This window comes from Arcicella aquatica (genome assembly GCF_034928825.1).
Taxonomy (GTDB): domain Bacteria; phylum Bacteroidota; class Bacteroidia; order Cytophagales; family Spirosomataceae; genus Arcicella; species Arcicella aquatica.
Genome location: NZ_JAYFUL010000027.1, coordinates 1 through 24,873, shown reverse-complemented (window position 1 = coordinate 24,873; position 24,873 = coordinate 1). Strand labels below are relative to the sequence as shown.

The following is a 24,873-nucleotide window of genomic DNA, read 5'->3' as shown; positions in this document are numbered from 1 at the left end:
CGACGAAGAAAATTCAAAAAACTTACATATTGGTATACTCTGTTTCTTCGAATTATACATACAGCATTATCTGTATATGATTAAAAAAAAGTATTTAGATTAATTATTATTCTATTAAAATAAACTATGGAAACTTTTAAAAGGTTCAAAGTTTTTACCCTTAGATTCAATTTTTTTTTATCAAAAAAAACGGTCTGTTAAAACAAGGAATAGTACAAAAAAATATTTTTATGAAACAAGTGTATCCTATTTAAAGTCTAAAAAAAAATGACTTTTGTTAACAATTTAATGAAAAGAAAATTTTATAGTTTTTAATTTCATTTAAACATCATTAAGCTGGTTAATAATAATGCTAATTAAACCTTATTATCAGTTATTAGATGTAAAGACATACCTTATAGTATACTAAAAAACTATGCCACGGGTAATTAGACTAATAAACAATAATAAGGTTTAATTAAAAAAATAAATTAATCAACAAATTGTACAGAGGGTACGTCTTTAGTGGACTTCATTCTAAATTTAGTCCAACTCTCTTTTAGTCTATCTACTAAGTAATAAACCATTGGTACTAAGTACACTGTAAGTAACATTGAGCTAGTTAAACCACCTATCAACACCCAAGCCAAAGAGTTTTTCCACTCGGCACCAGCACCAGTTGCTGTAGCGATGGGTATCATACCAATTACCATGGCGATGGTAGTCATCAAGATAGGTCTAAGGCGTTCTTCCCCTGCATACAAGATTGCTTTTCGGTATGGTACTCCTTCAGCCTTTTGCTGATTGGCAAAGTCAACGATAAGAATAGCGTTTTTTACCACCAGACCCATCAACATCAACATACCAAGCATTGCAAAAATCCCGATATTTGAACTTGAAAGCGCCAAGGCAAGCAATGCACCAATCACTGCAACAGGTATAGAAAGCAATACGACCAACGGATAAATAAAGCTATCGTACAACAACACCATGATGAAATAAACCAAAATCAAAGCGGCTAACATTGCCAAACCTAATGAACCAAAGCCTTCGTCTTGATTTTTGGCATCACCTCCCCAAGTAACTGTAACATTGCTTGGCAACGGGTTCTTTGCTAAATCTGCTTTGATAGAAGCAATCAATGTTCCTGAACCAAGCCCCAAGGTATTGGCTGTTACTGTTACGGATGAACGTCTGTTCTTTCTCTCTAACATTGATGGCCCTGTACTTAAAGAAACATTGGCAAATTCTGCTAAACGAACGGGACGTTTGGCAATTGGACTATAAAAATTGATGTTTTTTACATCCTCAGGATTCTTACGGTCGAAGGCATCCAACATAACTCTGATGTCATAATCTTCACTGCCATCTTTGTACTGAGAGTCGTCGTTACCAGAAAACGCATTTTGTAGGGTTGCACCAACTGTCTGAATATCAAGCCCTAATTTAGCCATTTTTTCTCGATTTACATTTACCTGTACCTCTGGGTTTCCAGCATCTACAGAAATGTTTATGTCGTTTGCACCTGGTGTAATTCTTAAACGATTACTTAAATCCTTCGCTGAAACTAGCAATTGTTCTAGGTTATCGCCACCAAGAAATATTTCAATAGGTGACGAACCTGTATTAACCATACCTATGATTGATGAATTGAATTCGATACCTGCAAATTTTTGCCCCAATTGCTTACGCAAATCAATCATAAAATTCTCAGTTGCTTGATGATGCTCACGTTCTTCAGCAGGTACTAATTCAACTGTTAACTCACTTTTGTTTGTTTCGCCCTGACCAGTACTATTCAAACCTGTACTTGCACCCCCAATGTTCGCAAATATAGTTTTTACAGCAGGATTCTTCCGTAAGTAATTCTCTACTTCTCTTACTTTTAGGTTGTTTTGTTGTAAAGAAGCACTCTTATCTAATTTAATGCTCAACAAAAACTTACCTTGATCTCCCTGAGCCACAAACTCTTGTCCGATAATTCCCAGAGACATCACCCAACCTGTAGCCACAAAAAGTGAAACTAAAATACCAGTAAAAGCTATTTTGTGTGATATTACCCATTCTAAACTACCGTGATACCATTTTATCATCGCTGTTAATCCACCCTCAAACCAAAGTAAGAAGGCTTGAAAAGGGTTTTTAGCATTTAAATGTTCTAGTTTAGCTAGTCGTGAGGTCATCCAAGGTGTCAATGTAAAACTTACTAATAAACTGACCATGGTAGCAAAAGCAACCGTTAATGAAAACTGACGAAGCAAATCAGCAATTACGGAGTTTACAAAGGTAATTGGTACGAAAACTACCACAATTACAAGGGTAATAGCTACAGCGGCAAAACCAATTTCACTCATACCATCCAGCGTTGCATCCCAGCGATTTTTGCCCATTTCTAAGTGTCTTTGAATATTTTCTAAGACCACGATAGAGTCATCCACCAAAATACCAATTACCAATGAAAGTGCCAATAATGTCATCAAGTTGAGCGAATAACCCATTAAATACATAAACAAAAAGGCTGAAATCAATGAAGCTGGTACTGAAACCATTACGATAAACGCATTACGGAAGCTATGTAAAAACAATAACATTACTACAGCAACCAAAATAACGGCTAAAAACAAATCGTGTGTTACGGCTTCTACAGAGGCAAGGGTAAAAATACTGCTATCATAAGCTATGGCAAATGACACTTTGTCCTTCGCATTTGCTTTTTCGATAACGGCTAATTTCTCTTGTACTAATCGGCTAATTTCCACAGCGTTGGCATCCGATTGCTTTTTAATAAACAACCCGATTCCATCTGTTCCATTATAACGACTAATACTTTCTATTTCACCCAAACCATCTGTAATGTTGGCTACATCGCCAACACGAATCGGACTTCCATTAGGTGGGGTAGCAATTACTAAATCACGGATTTCGTTTAAAGAAGTAAATTTACCCGCCAAACGTAAAGTCATGTTTTCAGCCTTACTTTTTACTTTTCCTGTAGGGAAATCTAAATTCGCCTGACCAATTGCTTGCGTTACTTGAAGTAACGATAAGCCATAATAATTCAATTTATCATCATCCACGTTTACACGAATCTCACGTTTCTCCCCTCCTACCATCGTGATTTCAGCAACACCTTCTATTTGTTGAAGAACTGGTAAATATTTGTCCTCTACTTGTTGGTAAAAAACTGAATTAGGCAAGCTTGAGGTAGCCAACAATTGCATAATTGGCTGGTCGCTCGGTGATATTTTTGAAAGTGATGGTGTTTTGGCATCGTCTGGCAAATCACTAATCACATTGTTGACATCTCTTTGTGCATCTTCCATGGCCTTATCCATATCGGTTCCAGCTTTGAACTGTACAATAACGATTGAAGCACTTTCTAAAGATTTGGAAGTAACAATATCAATATTATCAAGGCCTGAAATAGCATCTTCAATCTTTTTACTCACTTCCGACTCTACTTCTGTGGGTGCCGCTCCTGGATAGACTGTTGTAATTGTTAATGTTCCTACCGAAAACTCTGGTAATAATACATAACTCAACTTATTATACGACACTACCCCTCCTAATACTAATACAGCAAATAGTACTATGATAACAGAAGGGCGTTTTATGATGGTTTCTACAAATTTCATAATCTTATTGTTAGATTTATTGAGCCACTACAGGCGTACCGTTTTGTAAGTTAATCTGACCACTCACAATTACCTGGTCACCTGATTTTATTCCTTTAGTAATCTCATAATATTCATTAGTTGTCGCACCGATTGTTACATCTTTCAAGATGGCTTTTCCATTTTCAATAATGTACACTTGTGCTTTTTTAGTAGAACCAACAATTGCCTGACGGGGTACCGACAACGTTTGTGATTTCAATTTATTCTCATTCACAATTGAACCATACATACCAGCTTTCAAAGGGTTGTTATTACCATTTTGAACAATGATTTCGACAGGATAATTATGAGCTGCATCGCCTTCAACTCCTACCATATTTACCTTACCGTTGAAATATACGTTAGGGTATACTTGTGTTTCGATAGAGATTGATTGACCTACTCTGAATTGATTGATTGATTTTTCAGGAATATTTACTAGTAATTTCAAAGCAGAAATATCAGTAATTTTAGCAATAGGAGCACCCATCGATACTACAGAACCTTTCTCAATCATTTTTGAAGTAACAATCCCTGAAAAAGGAGTTGTAATCACGGTATTCTCTAATTGTTTCTTCAATTGCTTGATTTGCGCTTGCGTTCCTCTGATACTCAATTGAGTTCTTTCTAAGTTCACTGCTGGTACTGCATCACCTTTTACTAATACTTCATAACGTTTTAAATCGTTTTGATAGCCTTCTAAGGTTACTTGTAAAGCTTCAATCTGAAAACGAATCTGCTCGTCATCCAATTTAGCAATCAACTGTCCTGCTCTTACGCCTTGACCTTCGTTAATTGGCAACTGAATTACCTCGCCCCCTGCCAAAGGTTTTATCTCAATTTCACGGTTAGGAGTAAATGAACCCAAAAATTCATTTTCTTGTGATAGATTTCTTAGTTCAGCTACCGCTGTGGTTACACCAACTTTCTGATTTACATCTGGCTGATAAACCTTCTTTTCAACATTTTCTTTGTTAGAAGATAATTTCCATGCCGTTAAACCAAGTGTGGCTAAAAGGGCAAATATAATAGTAAGACGTTTCATTGTTTGATATGTTGATTTTATATAAATGAATGTTATTGTTTAGGAATAATTGTACCCGCAGCTTTTTTCCAATTCAAATCAGCCGAACGTAGGTTAACTAATGTATTGAGGTAAGTATTTTGTGCTTCGGTTACCGCATTTTCAGCCTGAATTACTTCAGTTAAAGCGGTAGTACCTTCTTTGAACTGCAATTGTGTTTGTGTATAAACTTTTTCTGCCAAAGCCACCTGATCACGACTAGCTATAAGGTTTTTCTGTTCTACATAAAATTTGGTACGAGCATTCGCAATATCCATCGAGATGTTTTCTTTGGTTTGGTTTGATTGAATCGACAATTTTTGATTCTCAATCTTTTGCTGAACAAGCTTTGATTTTCTGGCAGAGCCATCATAAATACTCCAGTTCAATTGTAAACCTACCCAGTATCCTGGCACATTCTTTAATACACTGTTTTCGCCATCTTTTCCAAAAAAGGTAGAGTTAGCTACACCATAAGCTGAAAGTGTTGGTAAAAAACCTGCTTTAGTATTTAGCGTATTTTGTTCATTTAAAGCTTTTTGACGTTCTATAATCAGAATGTCTGTTCTATTTACGGCATCGTTAGCAATTAAAGCTGGCACTGCTGCATTTTGGTCAATATCAATTTTAACACTCAAAGGCTCTGATTGAGCAGTACCAGTAAGGTATTTCAAGGCATTGATTAATTCTTGATATGAACCTTGTATCGATTCCAGTTGTGTTTGAGATTGAGTTCTGCTAATTCTTAATCTATCTACATCAATTCCTTGTGATAATTTATTTTGATACAATAAATCTGTTACCTGAATCAATCTATCAAGCGAAGTAATATTGCTTTTCAAGAAAGCCATTTGTTGAGCAACAGTTTGTAGGTTATAATAAGTAACGGAAACATTATACGCAACATCCTCTTTTGTTTTCAAAGTTTGTAAGCTTGCTAAGTCAACGCTTAGTTTGGCAGCTTTTAGGCCTATGTTAATTGAAGGACTATACAATGCCTGAGATACTTGTACTGAAGTTGATAAATTATAAGGTAAGCCTAAAGCTAATACTTGATAACTTCCTTCGGCTCCACCAAATGTCGAAGCTGGTATTACTTGTCCAGGAATTTTCAAATAACGCTTATAGTCACCTGTTAAATTCACCTGTGGTCTTGCTCTAGCTTTTACTTCGTTGATTTGGGCATCCGTTTGTTGTTCGTTCAATTTTGATAGCTGCACTTGCTGATTGTTCTTCAAAGCTTGTTCTACTAGTTGGTCGAGGGTAAGTTCTTGTGCTTTCGTTACTGATGCAACTAACATCATTATTAAAAGGAAAGACCATCTTGAATGTATCATGAGTGGAATAATTTAATCGTTTAGTTTATCTTTTTGATTTATATATATGATTTAATCATTTGATTAAAATATAGGTAAAAAAATTAGCTCTATTTTTCAGAGCTAAATAAATAATTAAGAATCATTTCTTTGACAATCAGTCTATGCTTTTCTGCAAACTCATCAAATTCATTATCTTCCATATTCCAGATTTTACAGGTCATCACTTTACCTTGAAATATAAATTGAATATTTGACTTCATCAAAAGTAGGATGTGCTGAATATCAATTTTTCTAACGGCTTCTTGTTTGATGGCATCATTCAACTGTTGAGCAAATATTGAATGAACTAATATTTTATCGAATGATACCGCACTAAAAAAACGATCTGGATTTCGATGAAGCTCATGAATAACAAAATTAGACAAATCAGGGTTAGCCTTAAACATATCGAAATCATGATCAATCATATTCGATATTTTATCTTTCAAAGAAATTGGTCTATTTAATATTTCAATAAGCCCTTCAAAAAACAATTGAAGCATTTCTTCAAATACGCTTGAAAACAACTTTTCTTTACTTCTGAAATAATAGTTCATCAAAGCACTGTTTACTCCTGCTTCTTTGGCTATATCTCTAGTAGTAGTTCCGTCAAACCCTTTTTCTAAAAAAACTTTAATCGCAGCTTCTTTAATTTTATCTTCAGCTGATTTTGTTAGGCACTTCATAATTCAATTGATTAATAAGACAAAGGTATACAACAAAATAACTAAAAGCAAGCATTTAAACAATAATTTTAATCAATTGATTAAAATTATTGTTTAAACTGTTTTACTTACAAAAACATCAAAATTTAGTGCAAAAATATTCATTGCGTCAAGCTATTTTTGAACAGTAATCCGCTCGCTAAGCATTGAAAATTTACCATCTTGGTATGCTACTTTGATTACATATTGATAATTATTTTCTGTTTTATAATCCTTGTCAACATAATTAGACTCTCTGCTAGAGGCAACCATCTCTAAACCTCCGCCATTGATAGCACGATAAATTAAATAATGGCTAAACAATTGATTAACAATAGGCGACCAACTCAGGGTTATTTGTTTCTTTTCTGAATCAACTTTGGCATCTATTTTTGAAACACCTTGGTAATCTGTTTTCCTGAAATACTTTACTGGAATCGGGAAAGATTTTGGCGAAAGCAAACCGTCATCATCTTTAGCTACTACAGCATATTGATAAGCCTTATTCGATGCCACAGACTCATCTTCATACATCAAAGGTGATAATATACTTTGTTCTTTGGTTATCTCTTTAATGCTTACCCATTCGTTATTACCCTCTTTTCTGAAAATAATGTGTGATACTACATCTTCGCTTTCGCTCACTAATATCAATAAACTTACTCCCTTGTCTGTCACTAGAACCTCTTTGATAACAGGGGTGGTAGGTGGATTTCTATCGGGTAATTTTACATTTAAAGGCTCTGAATAAGCCGAATGATTATTGCTTAAATCAATGGCTACTACTCTGTAATACACATGCTCGTTTAGCATTTTAATAGCTAAGGTGTCCGTAAAGGTTGTTCTTGAAATCCCGACAGGTGTTATCTGATTATAATATTGGTTTGCGGGTGTATAAGAACGATATATTTTGAAGCTTGCTACATCTGGATTATTAGGACTTTTCCATGAAAGCGTTACTCTTCCTAAAGAATCAGCTTTCCCCACTAAATCTGTTGGAAAAGAAGGTGGTAGTCTGTCTTCTATCCCACCCGCAATGGGTAAAGTATAGGCTAAATTTCCAGCGGTATCTACTGATGCAATAATATAATAGTCGCCAATATAAGCTTGAGGTTCGATATCAGTAAAAGTTAAGGCATTAGGCGGAATAATATGCTGAGTAATGGGCTTAAAAGGGCCATTCACCGTTGCCCCACGACCAATTACATAGCCTTTTAGGTCAGGCTCTTTAATATCCTTCTTCCAAGTAAGTACTATTGAGGTATTATTAACATTTTTGGCTCTGAAATCATCAGGAGATTTTGGAGCTGTTAAATCTTTCCCCATTGCTACAATGCTTTCCGAAGGCTTACTTTCTTCACCAAAACTATCAATACCACGAATTCGATAATAATATTTATGATAATTTTTAGCAAGACTATCCACATAAAAGGCTTTATTTTCCCATTTGGCAAATTGGGCTTTCAATAAAGTATCTTTTTCTAATTGTTTTGGGTCAGGTTTACCCATTACAAAAGGCGTTTGGTTTACTCTTTTAAAGTTTTTACCATCTTCACTTTTTTCAATATAAAAAGCCGAGAAATCTCCTTCTGGCCCTAATCTTTGCCAAATTAAGGTTGTGGTACGGTCTCCATTTTCAGGTTTTTCGACAAATGGAGCAAAAGTTAAAAATGATTGTCCAGCCTCAATTACTGCTTGAGCAGTATCTACCTGTACTTTGCTTTGGGCTTGAATATTGGTTTCAGCCAAATAGACTTTATAAGTATAAAGAGCATCTTTTTTCTTGATGCTTTTATCCACAAATCTCAAACCCGCAGCATCAGCAGCTTTCTTTGAAAATTCAGCAGCCGTTAAAGTGGTTGTAAAACGAATATTCTGCTCTTGACTAACTTTCTTAATGTTGAAAAAGTCGGCTACAAATTTTTTATCGTTTGGATAACCATACAACATTTCACCAACAACCCCAATACCTTTTTCGTCTTCTGCCAAACGGTTCTTCATTTGCTCGAAAGTCCAAGGTTTTAAAGGTTTAGGTGTTAATAGCTGCCTAGTACCTTGTTGGTTATCTTTGGTATATTCTGTCCTTTCTATTATGTAGCCACGCACAGTACCCATCAACCAATAAGCTGGCATATTAGGTGACCAACGTAAAACCACAGAATCACCATAGTTTCTAGCCAAAAGCATAATTTTCGGCTTTTGGATTACGGGTAAAGTATCTTTTTGTGAAACATTGGCCTTTTGTGCGAAGGCATTACCCACACATAAAAAGCCGAGGAATAAAAGGAGTAATGATATTTTTTTCATGTTCTTTTTAGCTATGAGTTATCAGCCTTCAGCAATGAGTGTTATGACTTCTGATAAATGGTTTTTCAAATTTTCATTAGGGTGCGACTAAAGTCGCACCCTAATAGAAAGAATACAGTTTAAAGCTTGCAGCTCTACCTATCACAATTAAAACAACTAACATTTACAAAATAGCTTGATGCTCTTGCATTAGGTACGCTCGCCGGTATGGCTTGATTATAAACGGGTGCCATCAAAATTGGGGATGCTCCTACTTGTATATCTTTGGAAACTAATGCTTTGGTTGCTCCAGGATATGGCTGATAGGTTAAATTCACTTTTGCTATAGACCCGTTTTTACGTTTTTTGAAACTATAATAATCGGCAATTACATAGTTACCAAAGCGGTCGAAAATAGAAGGATTGTTCAAAAGCCCTTCGTAAGATGCTGTGATTCCTACCGTTTTACTAGCAAATGAAATTTCGGAATTGCTGCTTCTTTCCATTTGTGTTTTCCAGTTATTACCAAAATATTGCTGATAGATACTCCTAACCCGTTGTACTTTTTCGCCAAAGCTTCTTACTGCCATAAAATCGTGATAGGCCAGAAAATCACTTTTTAGTGTAAATTGATATGGTCTTGCTGGTGCATCATTAACGGTAAAACCATAAATACCCGACAGAAGCACCAATTGAGAAACCACCGATTTTGAAATAGAAGCATCCATAGTCATCATCTTGCTACTTGCACTGCCAATAGAAGCCCCTAATCCGTTTTCGTCCTTAGGTACTCCTGCATTATTGCCTCCTAAAATATCCTTAATAGTATTACCATTATATGGTTCTAAAGCCCCAAATACTGCTAAGGCTCTGCCCATGGCAATGCTTTGGGTTGGCTGATAAGCAATATTTCGCAGGTTGTTGTAATTCGGATTTACTTGCCCAACATAACCATATTGGATTTCAGTAAGAATTGAATAAATATTAGTGTTTGCATACTTATCGAACTCGGTATTTCCTTGACTAAACGCTGGAACACTCGCTGTTAATAAAGCAGATTGTAAAGCTCCTCGACTCGAAAATTTATGTTCTTTCATTTCGTCATCTTCAAAGTTCTCAGCTCCATCACTCGGTACAGCTTTGATAAAAAGATAGGCGTTAGACTGTGGATTGTTTTCGTCTTCGTACTTACTGGTCTGGAAAGTAGTCGATGCCATTTTTTCTTGAAAGGTATTAAACTGGCTAGTTTTGAAAGCCAGCGAGAACATTACTTTATCGGTAGATTCGCCTTGTTTATTCTGTATTTTAAGGGAATTGAACTTTATTTGGTAAGCCGTTGCATTATTACCTGTTCCTATTTTTACAAAGTCTCTATTGATTGAATTACTAAAATTAATGGCTTCATATTGTTTAACTTTAAGCTTGTGTAACTCTAAACGATACACTTTTGAGTTTTGTAAATTAGCTGGAATATTAGCCAGTATTTTCCCCTGAGCACCTGCCGTAGGAGCTTGATATTGGATAGCAGTTTTAAGGGTATCTCCAGCACTCTCAGGAATAAAATAGGCTTGATAATCATAGTCTTTTTTGGCATAAATTGGAATATTGATACCCGTTAATAACTCGTCTGGAATATCGCCAGATATAACTATTTGAGATGTTTGATTTTTCAAGAAGTAGTTCTGCCCGTCCATTGGCCAAGTATATGCTACATCTTCCCAGCGTACAAAATCGGGCTGTTTACCAGAGGTAAAAATATTTTCTGCTTCCTCAAAACGTTGTTCTCTTACTCCTGTTTCATCTATATAAGGGTCTTCAAGTCCATTATTCACACGTTCCCACAGACGTACCTGTACTTTAAAGGCATAATTGGTTTCTGATTTCAAATGTCCATTTAAAGGCAAAATCAACTGTTCGTTATTGTTCACCCATTGCTTTGCTCCGATTGCATTGTATTTTTCGTTCGTTTTCTGATTAGTCAATGAATAATTTTGAACGGTAAAATAATAGGTTCTTGGCTGACCGTCAGGCAATGCAATGCTATAATCAGTATCCATACTCATATTGAAAACAGCTTGTAAGTCCCCATTGGTATCAACATCTTTCTCCCCTTTTTTCGGACTCAACTCAGAAATCACCTTAATATCCGCCAGTGGGTCTCCACTAAAGACAGCCTTACATTTATGACCGAAATCGAAATCAAAATCGGTATCAACTTTTACTAAACCACCCAATACACTGCCCGCTACACGCAATCTGCCTTCGCCCCATGTGGGTTCTGGTAAGCCACCCCATAGTAAAGCACCTGCTGTTAAGTCCATCAGTTTTACATTAAAGCGTTTGCCAAATACCTTACCTGCTACCGATACATTACCGTTGGCATAGGCATAAATCTGAGTATTGGCATACCAGCCATAAAGCCCCACAATTTCCTGTCCGTTACATTTCAACCCTTTTGATAAAGCTGCATCAAAACCTGCAATAAGTGTGGCATTGGCTGAAAGTGGTCCAACGGCTACTTTTAAATGCCCGTCTAGTCTAGCTCCTGCTAATACCGAGAATCTAGTCGGATTACCCACTGGTTCGCCATCGTCATTAAACTGCATATCACCTTTCGACTTCGCTGCTTCTACTACATCGTTCCGATTATCGTTTACGTTTTCTTTACCCAACAAAAAGGTTTGCACTTCTTGTGGTAAGGCAGGAACACCGCCGAGGTCGTTGCCAAAGGCAAAGTAAGCTTTTGCCCCTAAATACACATAAAGGGCATCTTCTGGACTACCCACTTGTAGTAATTTAAACGCTACTTTCTGCTTGCCTTCGGCTGGGTCGCCTACTTTTACGTGCCAAGTATCAGCAAAGTGCATTCTGAAAGGTACTGTTACTTTAACAAAACCAGGGATGGGTTCTACTTCTACATCGGCACTCATATCAAAACTACTCGGTGTTATTGTTACCGAAGTCTGTGCCGTTAGTAAACATTGCCCATTTTTATCTGGGTCTTCATCTAAACTAAGTACTTTGGCTTTGCCCGAAGCAGTAAAATTGCTAAAAGCACCATTGGCAATGCTAGCTTCGATACCCAAATTGGCGAGTATCATTTTTTTGTCTGCCAAACTCATGTACACATTGGCTTTGATACCGTAACTACCCAACATAGGCACATAATTAATACCAGTATTGCTAGTGCCAGCTCTAGTAGTTTGTGCATTTGGTACTACATTGGTAATCGTTTTAGCCAATGGCGTATTCATTTTCATGTTGAAATAAATACCCCCACCAAAACCAGAACACATCAAAGGTGGTAATACTGCAATACTTGGTGTAAGCAACACGCTGGCATCTACATAACCATAATAAAATCCTTTGTTACCAAATTGTAGGGTTGCTTTTACAGTGGCTACTTTAGGAATTTTCACTTTTGCCGAACCGATAAAACCAGTTCCGAAAACAGCATCTTCATCAAAAAGACGAAGTTCACCTTCTACTGTAGCTGGACCGACAGCCCCTTTAATCATGATTTTCTCTAAAGCCACTTTCGAGAACGCAGGCGTCATTTTACCATTAACGTAACTAAGTTTTCCAAGTATCTCTACTTTGGTTTCAGCACCCACAATCGTGTTATCACCTCCGCCTACATTTACTTTTACCCCAAAGCCAAAACCGATGGCATCCATCCCTCTAAAAATAAATTTAGGAGGCGTCAACTCTATCGGGAAACCTACTAGGTTCGCTTTATTTTCATCTTCCACAGGTGTGAACGTAGGTAGGTTTTCATCATCGAATGCTGGCCCTCCGCCTTGTTTATTGGCATTTTTGTCATCTTTTTTATTATCCCACAGTCCTCCTAAAAGTGTCCATTCACCCTCATCCAAATACAGTTCTTTTTCGCCCTGCATGGTTGGTTTTATCTTGGTATTGGATACTTTAAAGTGTTCAAATTTTACCAACGGAATAGCTATTGGGCTTTTCTGGGTTAAGCCAATACTTGCCGAACCACTTAAATCCAAATCTATCTTTTTCGTATTTCCATTAAATTCCAGTAAGAAACTTGAATTTTTATCCAATTTCATTCTCGCCATCATGATGGGTACATCATAATTTTCTTTGGCTTCAATTACAAACTGCATAGTATCCAGATTACTGCGAAGATTGCATGAGTACGACAAGTAATCGTTGCTTATCGGAAACTGCAACTTCCCTTTCATCATGCCCAACTCGAATCTATTTTGTACTATTTTGATTTTAAAATCGTCAATTGAAAAACCCCAATCGCCAATTTTTCCTGTTGAATAATCTACAACTGGCTTATTACTGGGTTCAATGACGGCTGTAACTTCATTGCTATCGTCAATGATAAAATCGCTAGTAACAAAACCCAAACGTTGGTCGTTAGTACCTTTAAGTTTGGTAGGTAGTTTTACTTCGGTTTTTTTCATGTACAATCCACGGAAAGTAGCTCCTCTATCGCCTTTGTATTCATCAGGCACATGGAAATCAACAGGGTTTCTTTTGTCGGAATGATCATAAAAAGCATTTACGCCATTAATAGTAAAATCCTTTAACCCATCTACCGTAAAAGCTGGCATATTTACAGTAGCTACCCAGTCGTTCCAAGTCAAGAAATCGGTTACCATTCTTGCCTTTACATCACCTGCTATTACTTTCCCTGTACCATCGTCAAGTTTCAGGAATGAATCTCCAAAGTTCAAATCCATTACGGCATGAACATGCTGAATACTATCGCCAGCAATTCTAGCATAAGTACCCGAATCGTCAGGATTAGGATATTTTCCTTGAATAAAATTGAAGGGGATAGCCGGAATTTTGAAATCATCTACCAAAATCAAGTTGGCATCACCAGCAAAGGCTTTGTTGGGCACCATGCAAACATCTACTGCGGCCATTGATAAAAACTGGTTAGCTTCAGGCATTTTCATATTGAACAATGCTCCCATATCAGCTCCATGTGCACTAAAACGCATATAATTGATACCTATGAAGCCTGCTTTTGTAGGAATACCCACAGGAAGCTTCACGGCCAACAAAGCATTCACTTTCTGGATAGAATTCTCTTCGATGGCATCCACGTAACTGCCAATATCAAAACCTTGCCCTCCTTTTGCCAGTTGTTTCCAAGTACTCATTTTAGTAAGTTCCTTGGGGTCAGGGAAATTATATTGAGTATTGTCGGCTTGGGCATCGCCACTAAAAATTTGATAAGCTGCATTGAAATTGATATTCGTGAAGACAACCTTTATCGGAATCGAATTCCAGAACACTCTACCATTTCCATCATATCCATCGCCTTTTTTAGATATTTCATCTATTGATAAATCAAACTTTCCGAGTTTAAGCTTCTTGCCTACCAGTTCTTCGTTGGGGTATATAGCCGTTTTATCATCAGGTAGTTGCGTGTCTTTACATGAACTTGCCCCTACTAAAGCAACCTGTGCTTGACGTGGCGGAGGTGGCAATGCTGGAATAGCTGGGGGAGCTTCTACATCAAAAGTACAAATCTGGCTTTGTCCATCATTCTGAAAAACGGCTTCACCACTTTGGTCTTTTGCCACTATTCGCCAAACATACTTACCTACCATTAGTTCTGGTTCGGCTTGTGTATAATTCAAAGACGTACTAATGATGTCTTTTTCAGTGAATGGATTACCCACATTAAATTTAATGGCATTGTCCATCGCATCGTTTGGATTTTGTCCATCAGGTACTTTCAATAAATAAAAATCATAGCGAATTTGTCCACCTGAAATATTACCAATCGGTGGCGACCAAGTAAATACTTGTTGTTGTGGAACGTTTTCACGTTTAATCATTTTATAACCACAAGACGGCATCGTGAGCCTTGGTGGTTCTACAAAAGCTAAGGGAATAGTTTGGCATTGTCCTGTAATATTCTGGAAACTTTGCACTGTAGCGTCATAAGGGACGGCGTACACGCAAAAATCATAATAACCCTGCGGAAAAATACCCGAAAGAACAATTTGGTCTTTAGTGGCTTTATCAAAACCAACTACCTCTGTATTATTAGCATCAATAAAGCCACTATTGGCTTGCCCGAAATTTATTTGCATGGGTTGCCCAACAGGATTCAACAAAATAGGCACATCGGGTTTGTAATTAGCAGAAGTAAAAATCTTTCCTCCTGTAGAACGGTTCGTTATTTGACCAACAATTTTAACAGGCGTATTTACAGGTTCACCATTGTTAGTGATGATTACAATAGCCGATTGTTTATTAGGGTTATCCACAAAATCAACTACCCTAGGGCTATAAGGCGGAGCAAGTATCAGTTGCACTGTTACTTTTAGTTGTTGTGCTTGTATCTTTTGAAAAGCTAAAAACACGAGCAATAAGTAAAAGAGTATTCGTTTCATCTTGATATTATTAACAGATTTCAATCAAATTTGAAAAATAAGGATTCGCCTAAAATGAAAGCCCGTAGCCTGCATTCATGTATAATTCAGAAAAATTTCTACGTTCTATTTTATTGTCAGCATTGACGATGGTAGAAAGACTGAGCGTAAATTGTTGTTTTTTGGTAAGTCGATAAGTACCATTTAGACGAGCATTAATTGTACTACCCGTGTTTACTTGGTCTTGTGCATTTTGGGTATAATTAACCGACAGTGAAGTATTAAAATTATTTTTCTTACTGCCTCTTTGGGCTGAAAAAGAAACCCCTAGTGATGTTGTATTATAAATAGGTAGGAGGTTTCGGATGTAGAGTAAGCCCGGAGTAAAAGTCATCTTGCGTGTAGGCATTCCGTAACTATATGTTAGGGAACTGAAAATATTATTAAAGTCGGTTCTTACTTTTGAAATCGTATTTAAATCATTGGCATTTTGATACGAAAAGACGCCATTTATAGCATGAGAAACCGTTTTGGAAGATTTGAACCAACGGGGGGCAATCATTAAGCTTTGGTTTAGTTGCGAAATCTTAACGGTATCAATAATTTGATTTGGAACATTTTGTGAAGTACCAAAATTTGAATAATTGACGGATAAACCAAGTGTTCTGGAGAATTGCACATTTAAATTGGCAGCTCCAATATTTCGGGTTGTGGTGTATTCTTTCAACTTACTGACATTATCTTTCTGAACACCATAAGTTCCCGATAATTGTACTGTTCCTTTCAGGGCTGAAATAGTGGCAGAACCTGAATATTCTTCCATATCGGTGTTAAAGAAGTAAGCACCCATCGACTGATAATCAGCAGAAATCAATTTGTATTGCCCTTGAATACTAAAATTATTGAACTGTAAACCAACGGAAGTTTCGCCTGCCCAGCCGAGCGAAGTACCTTTTCGGATATCAACAATTTTGGTAATGAAGGCGTATTTTTCTAAATCTTTTTGATCTACCATTTCCCGACGGACATCATGCGTATATAAGCTTACACCAACATCACTTTTCCAGAAAAGATGCTTGAAAAATAGAAATTGTTGAGAAATACCTACTACTGTATTTTCATCAGGGGTTACTTTTCCAAAATCAGCAGGAAAGGTTATAGAGCTTTGGTCATCTTTAATTTTCAAGAAAGTAAGGTCAAAATGGTTTTGTGTAGTACCAACGCCGAGCCTGATGGCATAACCATTGCGTTGATAAGCAGGCGTTAGTCCATTGGGCAAATTAGGGTTGGTTGTGGTATTACCACTTAAATAGCCTAATTCTGCTTTTTGAAATTGTCCGTAAATCATCGCAAAGCGAAGTTTGCCAGGATTTAATTCTACCCCAACACCATTGAAAAGCCTACCGCCCAAAGTGTATGGTGAAAACATTACATTTCGATACCCCAAATGGAGTTTAGCCCATTTATAAGTAGGACTTACACCAAATTGTTGAAATGGACCAGAAAGTGAGCGAGATTGTTTATTTAATAAAAAGAAGAAAGGTAACTGTACTCCATAAAGGCTAAGCGTTGGTGCAGCACTGAGCGTCCATGAAAAAGGATCAAGGCGAGTTTGCCCACCCGTTAAGCTATTATACGTACCAATGTTTACATTAATTCCCCCAGATACTGAAATAGGCTTCTGCCCTTTCAGGTTATTAAGGTCTTGCGAGAAACCCTTATTCAAGAAAAATATAAGAATAAAGAGGTATATTTTTTTCATCACTTTGATGTTTAAGCGTTGTTTTCACAACTGCAATACACATCAAAATTGTAGAATTAGCATTTAGCTATCAATAGCACTTTTGGGGGAGGAAAATGATGTTGTTAGGTGAAAGTTATTTATTTTTTATTCAAAAAGACGCATTCGTAAGGCTTTGGCTACGGCTTCGTTGCCATTGTTTACGTGCATTTTTTCGTAGATATTTTTTAAATGCGAACGAACTGTCTCAACAGAAATAGCATAGTCGTGAGCTATCATCTTGTAGGTATGACCTTTGATGAGCAACTCTAGCACTTGCATTTCACGAGAAGTTAATCCTAAATCACTTGGGATTTTACGTTCTACCTTAAACGTTTCCAATACTCTACGGGCTATTTCGGGTGTCATGGGTGCGCCACCAGAAGCTACGTTTTCAATGGCTTCAATAATCTGGATTGGAGACGTTTTCTTTAACAAATACCCATTTGCCCCCGAACGTAGGCATGCCATTAGCCTTTCGTCGTCATCAAAAACTGTAAACATCAATACATAAACCTCTGGAAAATGCCTTTTTACTTTTTCTACACCAATAATTCCTCCTTCGCCTGGCATATCTATATCCATCAAAATTACAGTTGGTGCTAGTAATTCTACTTGTTCTATTACTTTATCGCAGTTCCCAAAACCTCCTACTACATTCATATTAGGCATTCCCTTCAAGAGCAATTCTAGCGAACTTCTCAATCTTTCATTGTCTTCATAAATGAGTACTTGATGCATTTCCTTAGGCTTTGTTTAATAAATGGTCAGTATTTTACACACTTGAGGTTATGAATGGTTTTGGTATAGAACTATTTTAAATCGTTCTACAAATTTCGTTATCATTACTAGCAAAGTCAATCCCCTATTTGGGTTAGAGAAACCACTAATTTTACCTCCGTCCCGACACCAATTATTGAGTAAACGGTCAATTTACCATTCATTTTACTAGCTCTAGCATTCATATTCCTCAATCCGTTGCCTTCAATATTGGTATTTTCAAACCCTTTGCCATCGTCTTTTATTAATAGTGCTAAATTGCTATTTACTTTCTGAATTGATATTAGTACATTTTTACATTCAGAATACTTCACTAAATTATTAACAGCCTCCTTGGTGATGAGCAATAAATTTCTACGAAAATCCATCGAAAGCTTTAAATGCCCTATGGAATCATCTACTTCAAACGCATAGTTAATGCCCTTTGCTTCAAATATTTCTGCCCCAATTCTTCGTATTCTTGCGGTTAGTTGACCAATGGTATCTCTATCAGACCGTAAACTCCATACTATTTCCTCTAATTTATTTTGTAGAGAGGCTGTATCTTCCAAAATAGTATTCAAATATTTCTGAGCTGTCGGAGAGTCCTTTACTTGATGCTGTATCAAAGTTGAAAGTATAGAAATACTACTTAATGTAGCCCCTACATCATCGTGTAAATCTGCTGAAATCTCTGTTCGGAGTTCTTCAATTTTAAGAAGCTGATTAATCCTGTATCTGTAAAAGGCATAGGTAATCAATGCCAAAAGCATAAAAATCAACAGTTTAAACCATATTGTTTCTGTAAAACTAGGTTCTATGGTAAAGGTCATCATAAATGGTTTTTTGCTCCAAACACCATGATTAGTACCTATAGAGACCTCTAGTTGATAAGTGTTAGGTTGTAAATTCACAAAAACCAAACGATTGTTGGTACCATTGTTCACCCAGTCTTGATTAATGCCTACTAGCCGATAGCGAAATTGATTTTTAGCTTCTGGTGAAAAATTGAGTGGCGAAAAACTAAGACTAAGGCTATTTTGATTGCGAGCTAACGAAATGGCTTTTCCGTTAAATGGGATTTCTTTTCCACCTAGTACTTCACAAGTACTTAAAAACACATTGGGTATTTCACTTTGTATTAACTCGTTTACTTTTAAGATATTGAAGCCATTTTTCTGGCCTACCCACAACTGATTTTCATTATCAATCAAAAAACCATTGGTTGTGTTATTGCTCATTAAACCATCTTCTTCAATAAATTTAGCAAATTGTTTCTGGTCTGGACTAAACCGAAGCAGTCCATCAAAAGTACCGACCCAAATACTTCCTTGACGGTCAACATCAATTTTGGCAAAAAAATCATCTGGGAAGTTTTCCTTGGTTTTATGGATTTCTAGTTCTGAAAGAATAACTCCATCGTTATCCAGCACATTAAATCCGCCATAGCCCGAGGCATATATTTTATGATTGCGATTACTGATAGCCAAATAATAGTCTCCAATGAATTGATTATGCCTTTTTAAATTCTTGGCTAATGCTGCTACTTGGGTAAACCTTTGTTTTGTTTCATCAAAATAACAAAGTCCAAAACCAGGGGAATACCAAGACGCTAGCCAAACCTTTCCATCAGAAGCCAATAGCATATCATTAACCAAACATTTTGACCAAAACGCTTGATTAACCTGTGCATCAGTCCATAATTGAATGGCTTTCAGCTTGGGATACGAAAACACCTTAATCGGCTGATATTCAGAACTCAACCACAATTGGTTATTTTTATCAAAACAGAGCACCTTGATATTTGATGATACAGTAGGGAGAATCGCCTTTAATACGCTAGCATTTTTGGATAATTGATATACCCCTTTGGTGGTAGCTACTAATAAATCTCCTTCTCTACTCAATGTAAGTTTGTTAACCGATACATCATAAGGTAAAGCTATTTTTTGAAAAACTCCAGTTTTTTGATTCCACTTTAATACGCCAGAATGAGATAAACCTAAAAATATTTCGTCTTGATTGAGGGTTAGAAAAGTAGTAATAGTAACGGGCAATGGCACTATTGAAGCTGGAATCAGGATGGTTTCATAGCTTTTTCTACCATTATGGTATTTCAATAATCCCTCGTTACTAGCAATCCAGATTTTTTGATGAGCATTATCCAACAATAAAGAGGCAAACCTAGGTTTAATATTATCGAATTTATCAATATGGGTAAAACGTTTTATCGCTTTATCAAAAGTATATAACCCACCCGAGGTAGCCACCAAACATTTCTGGACGTGCAATTCTTTATAAAAAAGAATATCGTTTACCTCAGCATCTTTCAATCCATCAGCATATTCAATATAGGCTTTTGTAATAGGATTGTATTCAATAATCTTGTTTTGAGAAGTCCCCAGCCAGAGTTTTTTTTCATCCTCTACTAGAGTTCTCAGTATGGTTTGTTTTGAAAATACTTGCCAGAGCACAGGCTTTTGTAGTTTTTCATCAAAAAAATAGAGTTTGTTTAATGCCAAAATCCAAACCTTTTGATGAGCATCCTGAAATATGCGTATAGCTGTAACGTCTTCCGCTGTATTGGTAAACAGTTTAAATAAATGCCACGTTTTGGTATTTTCATCAAAGAATTTGGCATGATGGAAATCGCCACACCAAATCCTTTTTTTAGCATCTACAAAAACATTATTAAAATGGTCGTTATCTGGATTATCGTCCGACCATTTTGGAGAAACGATTTCAGTAGAAGTAAGCGTTTCTGTATTAATTCTAAAAATTCCAGTTGACGACAATGATACTAACAAATGGGTATCGTCTTGCACACTAATTTTTTCAGCAAAGGCTTTTGGACCAACACTTAAAAACTGATAGCCATCATAGCGAAACAAGCCTTTTCGTGTAGCCATCCATAGAAAGCCCTTTTTGTCTTTTACCAAATGATACACCTCATTTGTTGGCAAACCATCTTTTGTAGAAATAGTTTCTAATTCCTGAGTATTGAATTGAGCAAAGTTTTTTTGTGAATTTATCAAATAGATAAACAAGCACATAATTCCACAAAAAAACTGCTTTCTGTACATCTTGTATCCTTTAAATAACACTAAATATGCGACACTTTTTTCTTAACAATTTGAATATCAACGTCCTTAAACCCAGCTTTTAATGGCTGATGATCTTTGAAGTTAAACACTTGTCCATCACTCCTTACTTTCTCAATCGCTAAAAAATCTAACGTCTCGACCAACCACCCTATTTCTTGTGGCTTATTCGTAGTTATGATTCCTTCTTCGGGCATACCTTTGTCTGGTGTTGTATAAAATCCTGCGAAACCATAATTTATATCCACCGCAGGCGACCATGGAGCATTACCAACTGTTTGGGAAACAACAGTATAAGCCTGATTTTCTAAGGCCCTAGCCCTAGCACCAATATGTACACGCGTAGCTCCACGAATAGTTTCTGTACAACTTGGCGCTAAAATTAAAGATGCCCCCGCCTTAGCTAACATTTGCGAGCCTAAAGCGAACTCTACATCATAGCAAATTTGGATACCAAAAGTCCCCCATTCCGTTTCAAAAAGGGTTAGATTTTTAGGGTTGGCAGCATTTATTCCCCATTCTTCATTTTCAAAACGAGTCATAAAAAACTTATCCTGAAAACCTACTAACCCTCTTGCTGAAAAAACAAAAGCTCGATTGAAAATCTTATCGTTTTCAAGCACAGGAAAACTAGGCGCTACAATAATTACTTGATATTTATTAGCCAACTCAGCAAAAACCTTACAAAATGCCTCTTTTAAGGTTTGTAATGCTAATACTTGTTGCTGAATATCTTCTTGAATTGTTTTATCGAAAATACTTACTAATTCCATAGAACCATATTCTGGAAAAAGTAATAATTGAGCATGTTGTTGAACGGCATTTAAAACCCAGTTTTCGGTATGTTTATGCCAATCTTCAAAAGTAAGATGTTCAGTAATTGGGTATTGAGCTGAGGCAATCGTTACGTTCATTATTGATTAATTTATAAATCTCTTTTCCAGTAAATCATCGTTTTGGGCGTTGATATACTTTCATTAATATCTGGCCATTCAAAAGTACTTTGCAATGAAGTTTCTTTGCGATAGCCTCTTTTTATCCAAAAAGCATCATTTGAACGATAATCCTTAGGTTGTAAAGGATGATTTTCACCACGGTCTACGGCACAAAAGCAAGTAGTTTTGTACGTACCAAAACTTCTAGCATAAGTTTCTCGTTCATGGAAAAAACGATGTCCAAGTCCTAGTCCTCTATAATCTTTTAAAAGAATACTTTCTCCAAAATAAAAGATGGTATCAATATCAAAACCAGCTTTTTCAAAAGGTAATCGTACTTCTGGGCTCTCGTCAGCTAATGGAATACACGTAGTAGCTCCTACCATTTTACTGCCGTCATAAACAGCAAACAAAAAAGCTCTCTCTGCTTCTGAATATATTTTCAGGTATTCCATTTCATAGGCTACCGTACCTTCATAAAGATAAGGAAAATCATGAAAAACGGTGATTCTTAATTGTGCTAAATCTTCAAAAACAGTGCTAATTTCTTGGCCTTTTTTGGTAATATATGAGATCGTCTGCATTGAATAGTTACTTATTCTGAAACCAATTTAATCCATAAAGGGAGGTTATAATAAGTTGTTACTCTACTTATTTTCCCCTCTTTTACCCCTAAAAATGCTGCTGCTGGTAAAATGTATGACTGATTGTGTGCTTCTGGCAAGCCCTCTTCTCCTTTTTTGTAAATTCCATTTACCACAAATTCTACCGCTACCCGTTCGTTATTCGGTTCATCAAAAAACACCATGTCAGTCAATGTTTCCTCGTAAGATTCATCCATGTGTCTCATAAATTCAGTAAACAATTCGATACCAATTCTTGGCTCACCTTGGTTAGGTTCATGGCGAACGTCTGGGTGTAAAAGAGCCAACATTCCAGCCCAATCTTTGTTGTTAAAACATGCGTAATATTGTTTGACGATTTCTAATGAAGTCATGAATTATAATTTTTAAATGAATAATTATTTAAAAGTATCAACACTGATTAATACATTAATAATACAAAGTAAGCATGATTTATGTTTCAATATAAACTAAGAGTATCTTCATTTTAATAAATTTAGTCCTAAAGTTCTTTTTGGCATATTATATGATAATACATTTTACGGAGACTCGAATATGTTGCGTCCATACATTATCATTCAAATAAAGCAGTAATATAAAAATAGCCTGATAAAGCATGGGCTAATAATTATTAAAATATTACAAAATAAATATCATTAAGTTAATTAGCATAGTTCATAACAGAACATGATTTTTTATTAAGTAATTTCACCCACTTGCATTTTCCCAAAAGCCCAAAATATCCTTTTAAAAGTATAAATACGTATGAAACTTTTTTTGATTGCAGCAGTAATAGTAGCATTTGGTTTTTCTATTTCGACTAAAAATTTAGACCAGCTAACCATTAATAAAATTCAAGTAATTGGCTCACACAATAGTTATAAAGTAGCCATTGATTCTACCCTCTTTAAATTAATCAGTGAGAATAACAAATCCGATTTATCTGGCTTGGAATATAGCCACCCCCCTATTACCACTCAGCTCGACTTAGGTTTAAGAAATTTAGAAATCGATATTTATTCAGATACTTTAGGCGGAAAATATGCCGAACCTTTCGGCTTGAAATTAGTAAAAAACCAACCTCCTTTTGATACTGAAAAAAAAATGCGATTACCCGGCTTCAAAGTATTTCATGTACAGGATATTGACTTCAGAAGTCACCATCCTCTTTTCAAAGATTATCTGATTGAATTAAAAGAATGGTCAAAGAAAAACCCTAAGCATGAACCTATTTTCATCACGATGAATGCCAAAGATGATGAGATAAAAAAGCCAGGATTTATCATACCTGAAAAATTCGTTGCTAAAACTTTTGATGCGCTTGAAGGTGACATCAAACATTATTTGGGTGAAGAAAAGTTAATCAAACCAGCTGATATTCAAGGCAATTACTCAACTTTAGAAAATGCCGTATTAAAATCAAACTGGCCTAAACTAAAAAATGCTCGTGGCAAATTTATTTTTGTTTTAGACGAAGAAGGAGCAAAAAGAAATATGTTCATTGAGCATCATCCTTCATTAAAAGGCAGAATAATGTTTGTTAATGCACTACCCAATACCCCCGAGGCTGCTATATTAATTTTAAATGACCCCAAAAAGAATCAAGCATTAATAAAACAATATGTAGAAAGCGGATATATCGTCAGAACGCGTGCGGATGCTGAAACTATTCAAGCGCGTAAAAACGACTTTTCTCAGTTTGAAGCGGCCAAACTTTCGGGTGCTCAGATAATTTCTACAGATTATTATCTAAAAAGTAATCATTTTGTATCCGAATATAGAGTATCTTTCGAAAACGATGCCTTTATAAGAAAAAATCCTTTATTTTACTAAAAAATAACAACGAGGTAATTTCAGTGCAGTAAGTAATTTTTGAATTCGCAATTCTTCAATACAGCCAGTCTATTTCTACCCTCAAACTTCAAATGCTAATTATCTAAACCCTATATCTATTCGTAGATTATTATACTAAAAAAATATACTAAAATAAGTATAATTCCAGTTGTCATACAGAAGGGTTATATCATTATTTTTATAATTTCGCAATTTTAAAAAATAGTTATTAATGACCAAAAAACAGTAAAACAAACCGCCATTTTAAAAAGTTATAAAATAATTTAATATACTTATTCTAATTTTGGTAGTCCTAAAAATGTAATGCTTTATTTATCTTTGTCATAAAAAAGGTAAAATGAACTGTAGTCATTGTGGTAGTGTAACAACGAAGAAGAATGGTCATACCCATTATGGGAAACAAA

The 24,873-nt window shown here is 36.0% G+C and carries 13 protein-coding genes; 1 reads left to right on the top strand and 12 read right to left on the bottom strand.

Going from position 1 to position 24,873, the window contains the following annotated elements; translation table 11 throughout:
• Positions 1-470 precede the first annotated feature (470 nt).
• The 12 genes from VB264_RS15525 to VB264_RS15470 all read right to left on the bottom strand — a co-directional run bounded on the left by VB264_RS15525 (position 471) and on the right by VB264_RS15470 (position 22,989).
• Positions 471-3,614: an efflux RND transporter permease subunit gene (locus VB264_RS15525; RefSeq protein ID WP_323250715.1), complete on the bottom strand. Its 3,144-nt coding sequence runs from the start codon at positions 3,612-3,614 to the stop codon at positions 471-473.
• 16 nt (positions 3,615-3,630) lie between these two features.
• The gene (locus VB264_RS15520) at positions 3,631-4,680 is read right to left on the bottom strand and encodes an efflux RND transporter periplasmic adaptor subunit (RefSeq protein ID WP_323250714.1); all 1,050 of its coding nucleotides are present in this window, start codon (positions 4,678-4,680) and stop codon (positions 3,631-3,633) included.
• 32 nt (positions 4,681-4,712) lie between these two features.
• Positions 4,713-6,035 carry a TolC family protein gene (locus tag VB264_RS15515; RefSeq protein WP_323250713.1) on the bottom strand — a complete coding sequence of 441 codons (1,323 nt, stop codon included), beginning with the start codon at positions 6,033-6,035 and terminating at the stop codon, positions 4,713-4,715.
• Positions 6,036-6,124: 89 nt separating this feature from the next.
• Entirely contained in the window at positions 6,125-6,742 is a 618-nt protein-coding gene (locus VB264_RS15510) for a TetR/AcrR family transcriptional regulator (RefSeq protein WP_323250712.1), read from the bottom strand.
• A gap of 153 nt (positions 6,743-6,895) precedes the next feature.
• Positions 6,896-9,067 carry a fibronectin type III domain-containing protein gene (locus VB264_RS15505; protein ID WP_323250711.1) on the bottom strand — a complete coding sequence of 724 codons (2,172 nt, stop codon included), beginning with the start codon at positions 9,065-9,067 and terminating at the stop codon, positions 6,896-6,898.
• A 134-nt stretch (positions 9,068-9,201) separates the two neighbouring features.
• Positions 9,202-15,438, bottom strand: coding sequence for a hypothetical protein (locus VB264_RS15500; RefSeq protein ID WP_323250710.1), 6,237 nt, complete (start codon positions 15,436-15,438; stop codon positions 9,202-9,204).
• Between the two features lie 49 nt (positions 15,439-15,487).
• Positions 15,488-17,179 (bottom strand): hypothetical protein, encoded by a 1,692-nt coding sequence (locus VB264_RS15495; protein WP_323250709.1) that lies wholly within the window; start codon positions 17,177-17,179, stop codon positions 15,488-15,490.
• 126 nt (positions 17,180-17,305) lie between these two features.
• Entirely contained in the window at positions 17,306-17,938 is a 633-nt protein-coding gene (locus tag VB264_RS15490; RefSeq protein ID WP_323250708.1) for a response regulator transcription factor, read from the bottom strand.
• A gap of 116 nt (positions 17,939-18,054) precedes the next feature.
• Complete coding sequence (locus VB264_RS15485) at positions 18,055-21,039, bottom strand: sensor histidine kinase (RefSeq protein ID WP_323250707.1); 2,985 nt, start codon at positions 21,037-21,039, stop codon at positions 18,055-18,057.
• Between the two features lie 20 nt (positions 21,040-21,059).
• Positions 21,060-21,971, bottom strand: a complete 912-nt coding sequence (locus VB264_RS15480; protein ID WP_323250706.1) for a carbon-nitrogen hydrolase family protein — start codon at positions 21,969-21,971, stop codon at positions 21,060-21,062.
• Positions 21,972-21,982: 11 nt separating this feature from the next.
• The gene (locus VB264_RS15475; protein ID WP_323250705.1) at positions 21,983-22,576 is read right to left on the bottom strand and encodes a GNAT family N-acetyltransferase; all 594 of its coding nucleotides are present in this window, start codon (positions 22,574-22,576) and stop codon (positions 21,983-21,985) included.
• An 11-nt stretch (positions 22,577-22,587) separates the two neighbouring features.
• Positions 22,588-22,989, bottom strand: coding sequence for a nuclear transport factor 2 family protein (locus VB264_RS15470; protein WP_323250704.1), 402 nt, complete (start codon positions 22,987-22,989; stop codon positions 22,588-22,590).
• Positions 22,990-23,380: 391 nt separating this feature from the next.
• Between VB264_RS15470 and VB264_RS15465 the strand changes: the two genes are divergently transcribed.
• Entirely contained in the window at positions 23,381-24,448 is a 1,068-nt protein-coding gene (locus VB264_RS15465) for a phosphatidylinositol-specific phospholipase C1-like protein (RefSeq protein WP_323250703.1), read from the top strand.
• Positions 24,449-24,873 lie beyond the last annotated feature (425 nt).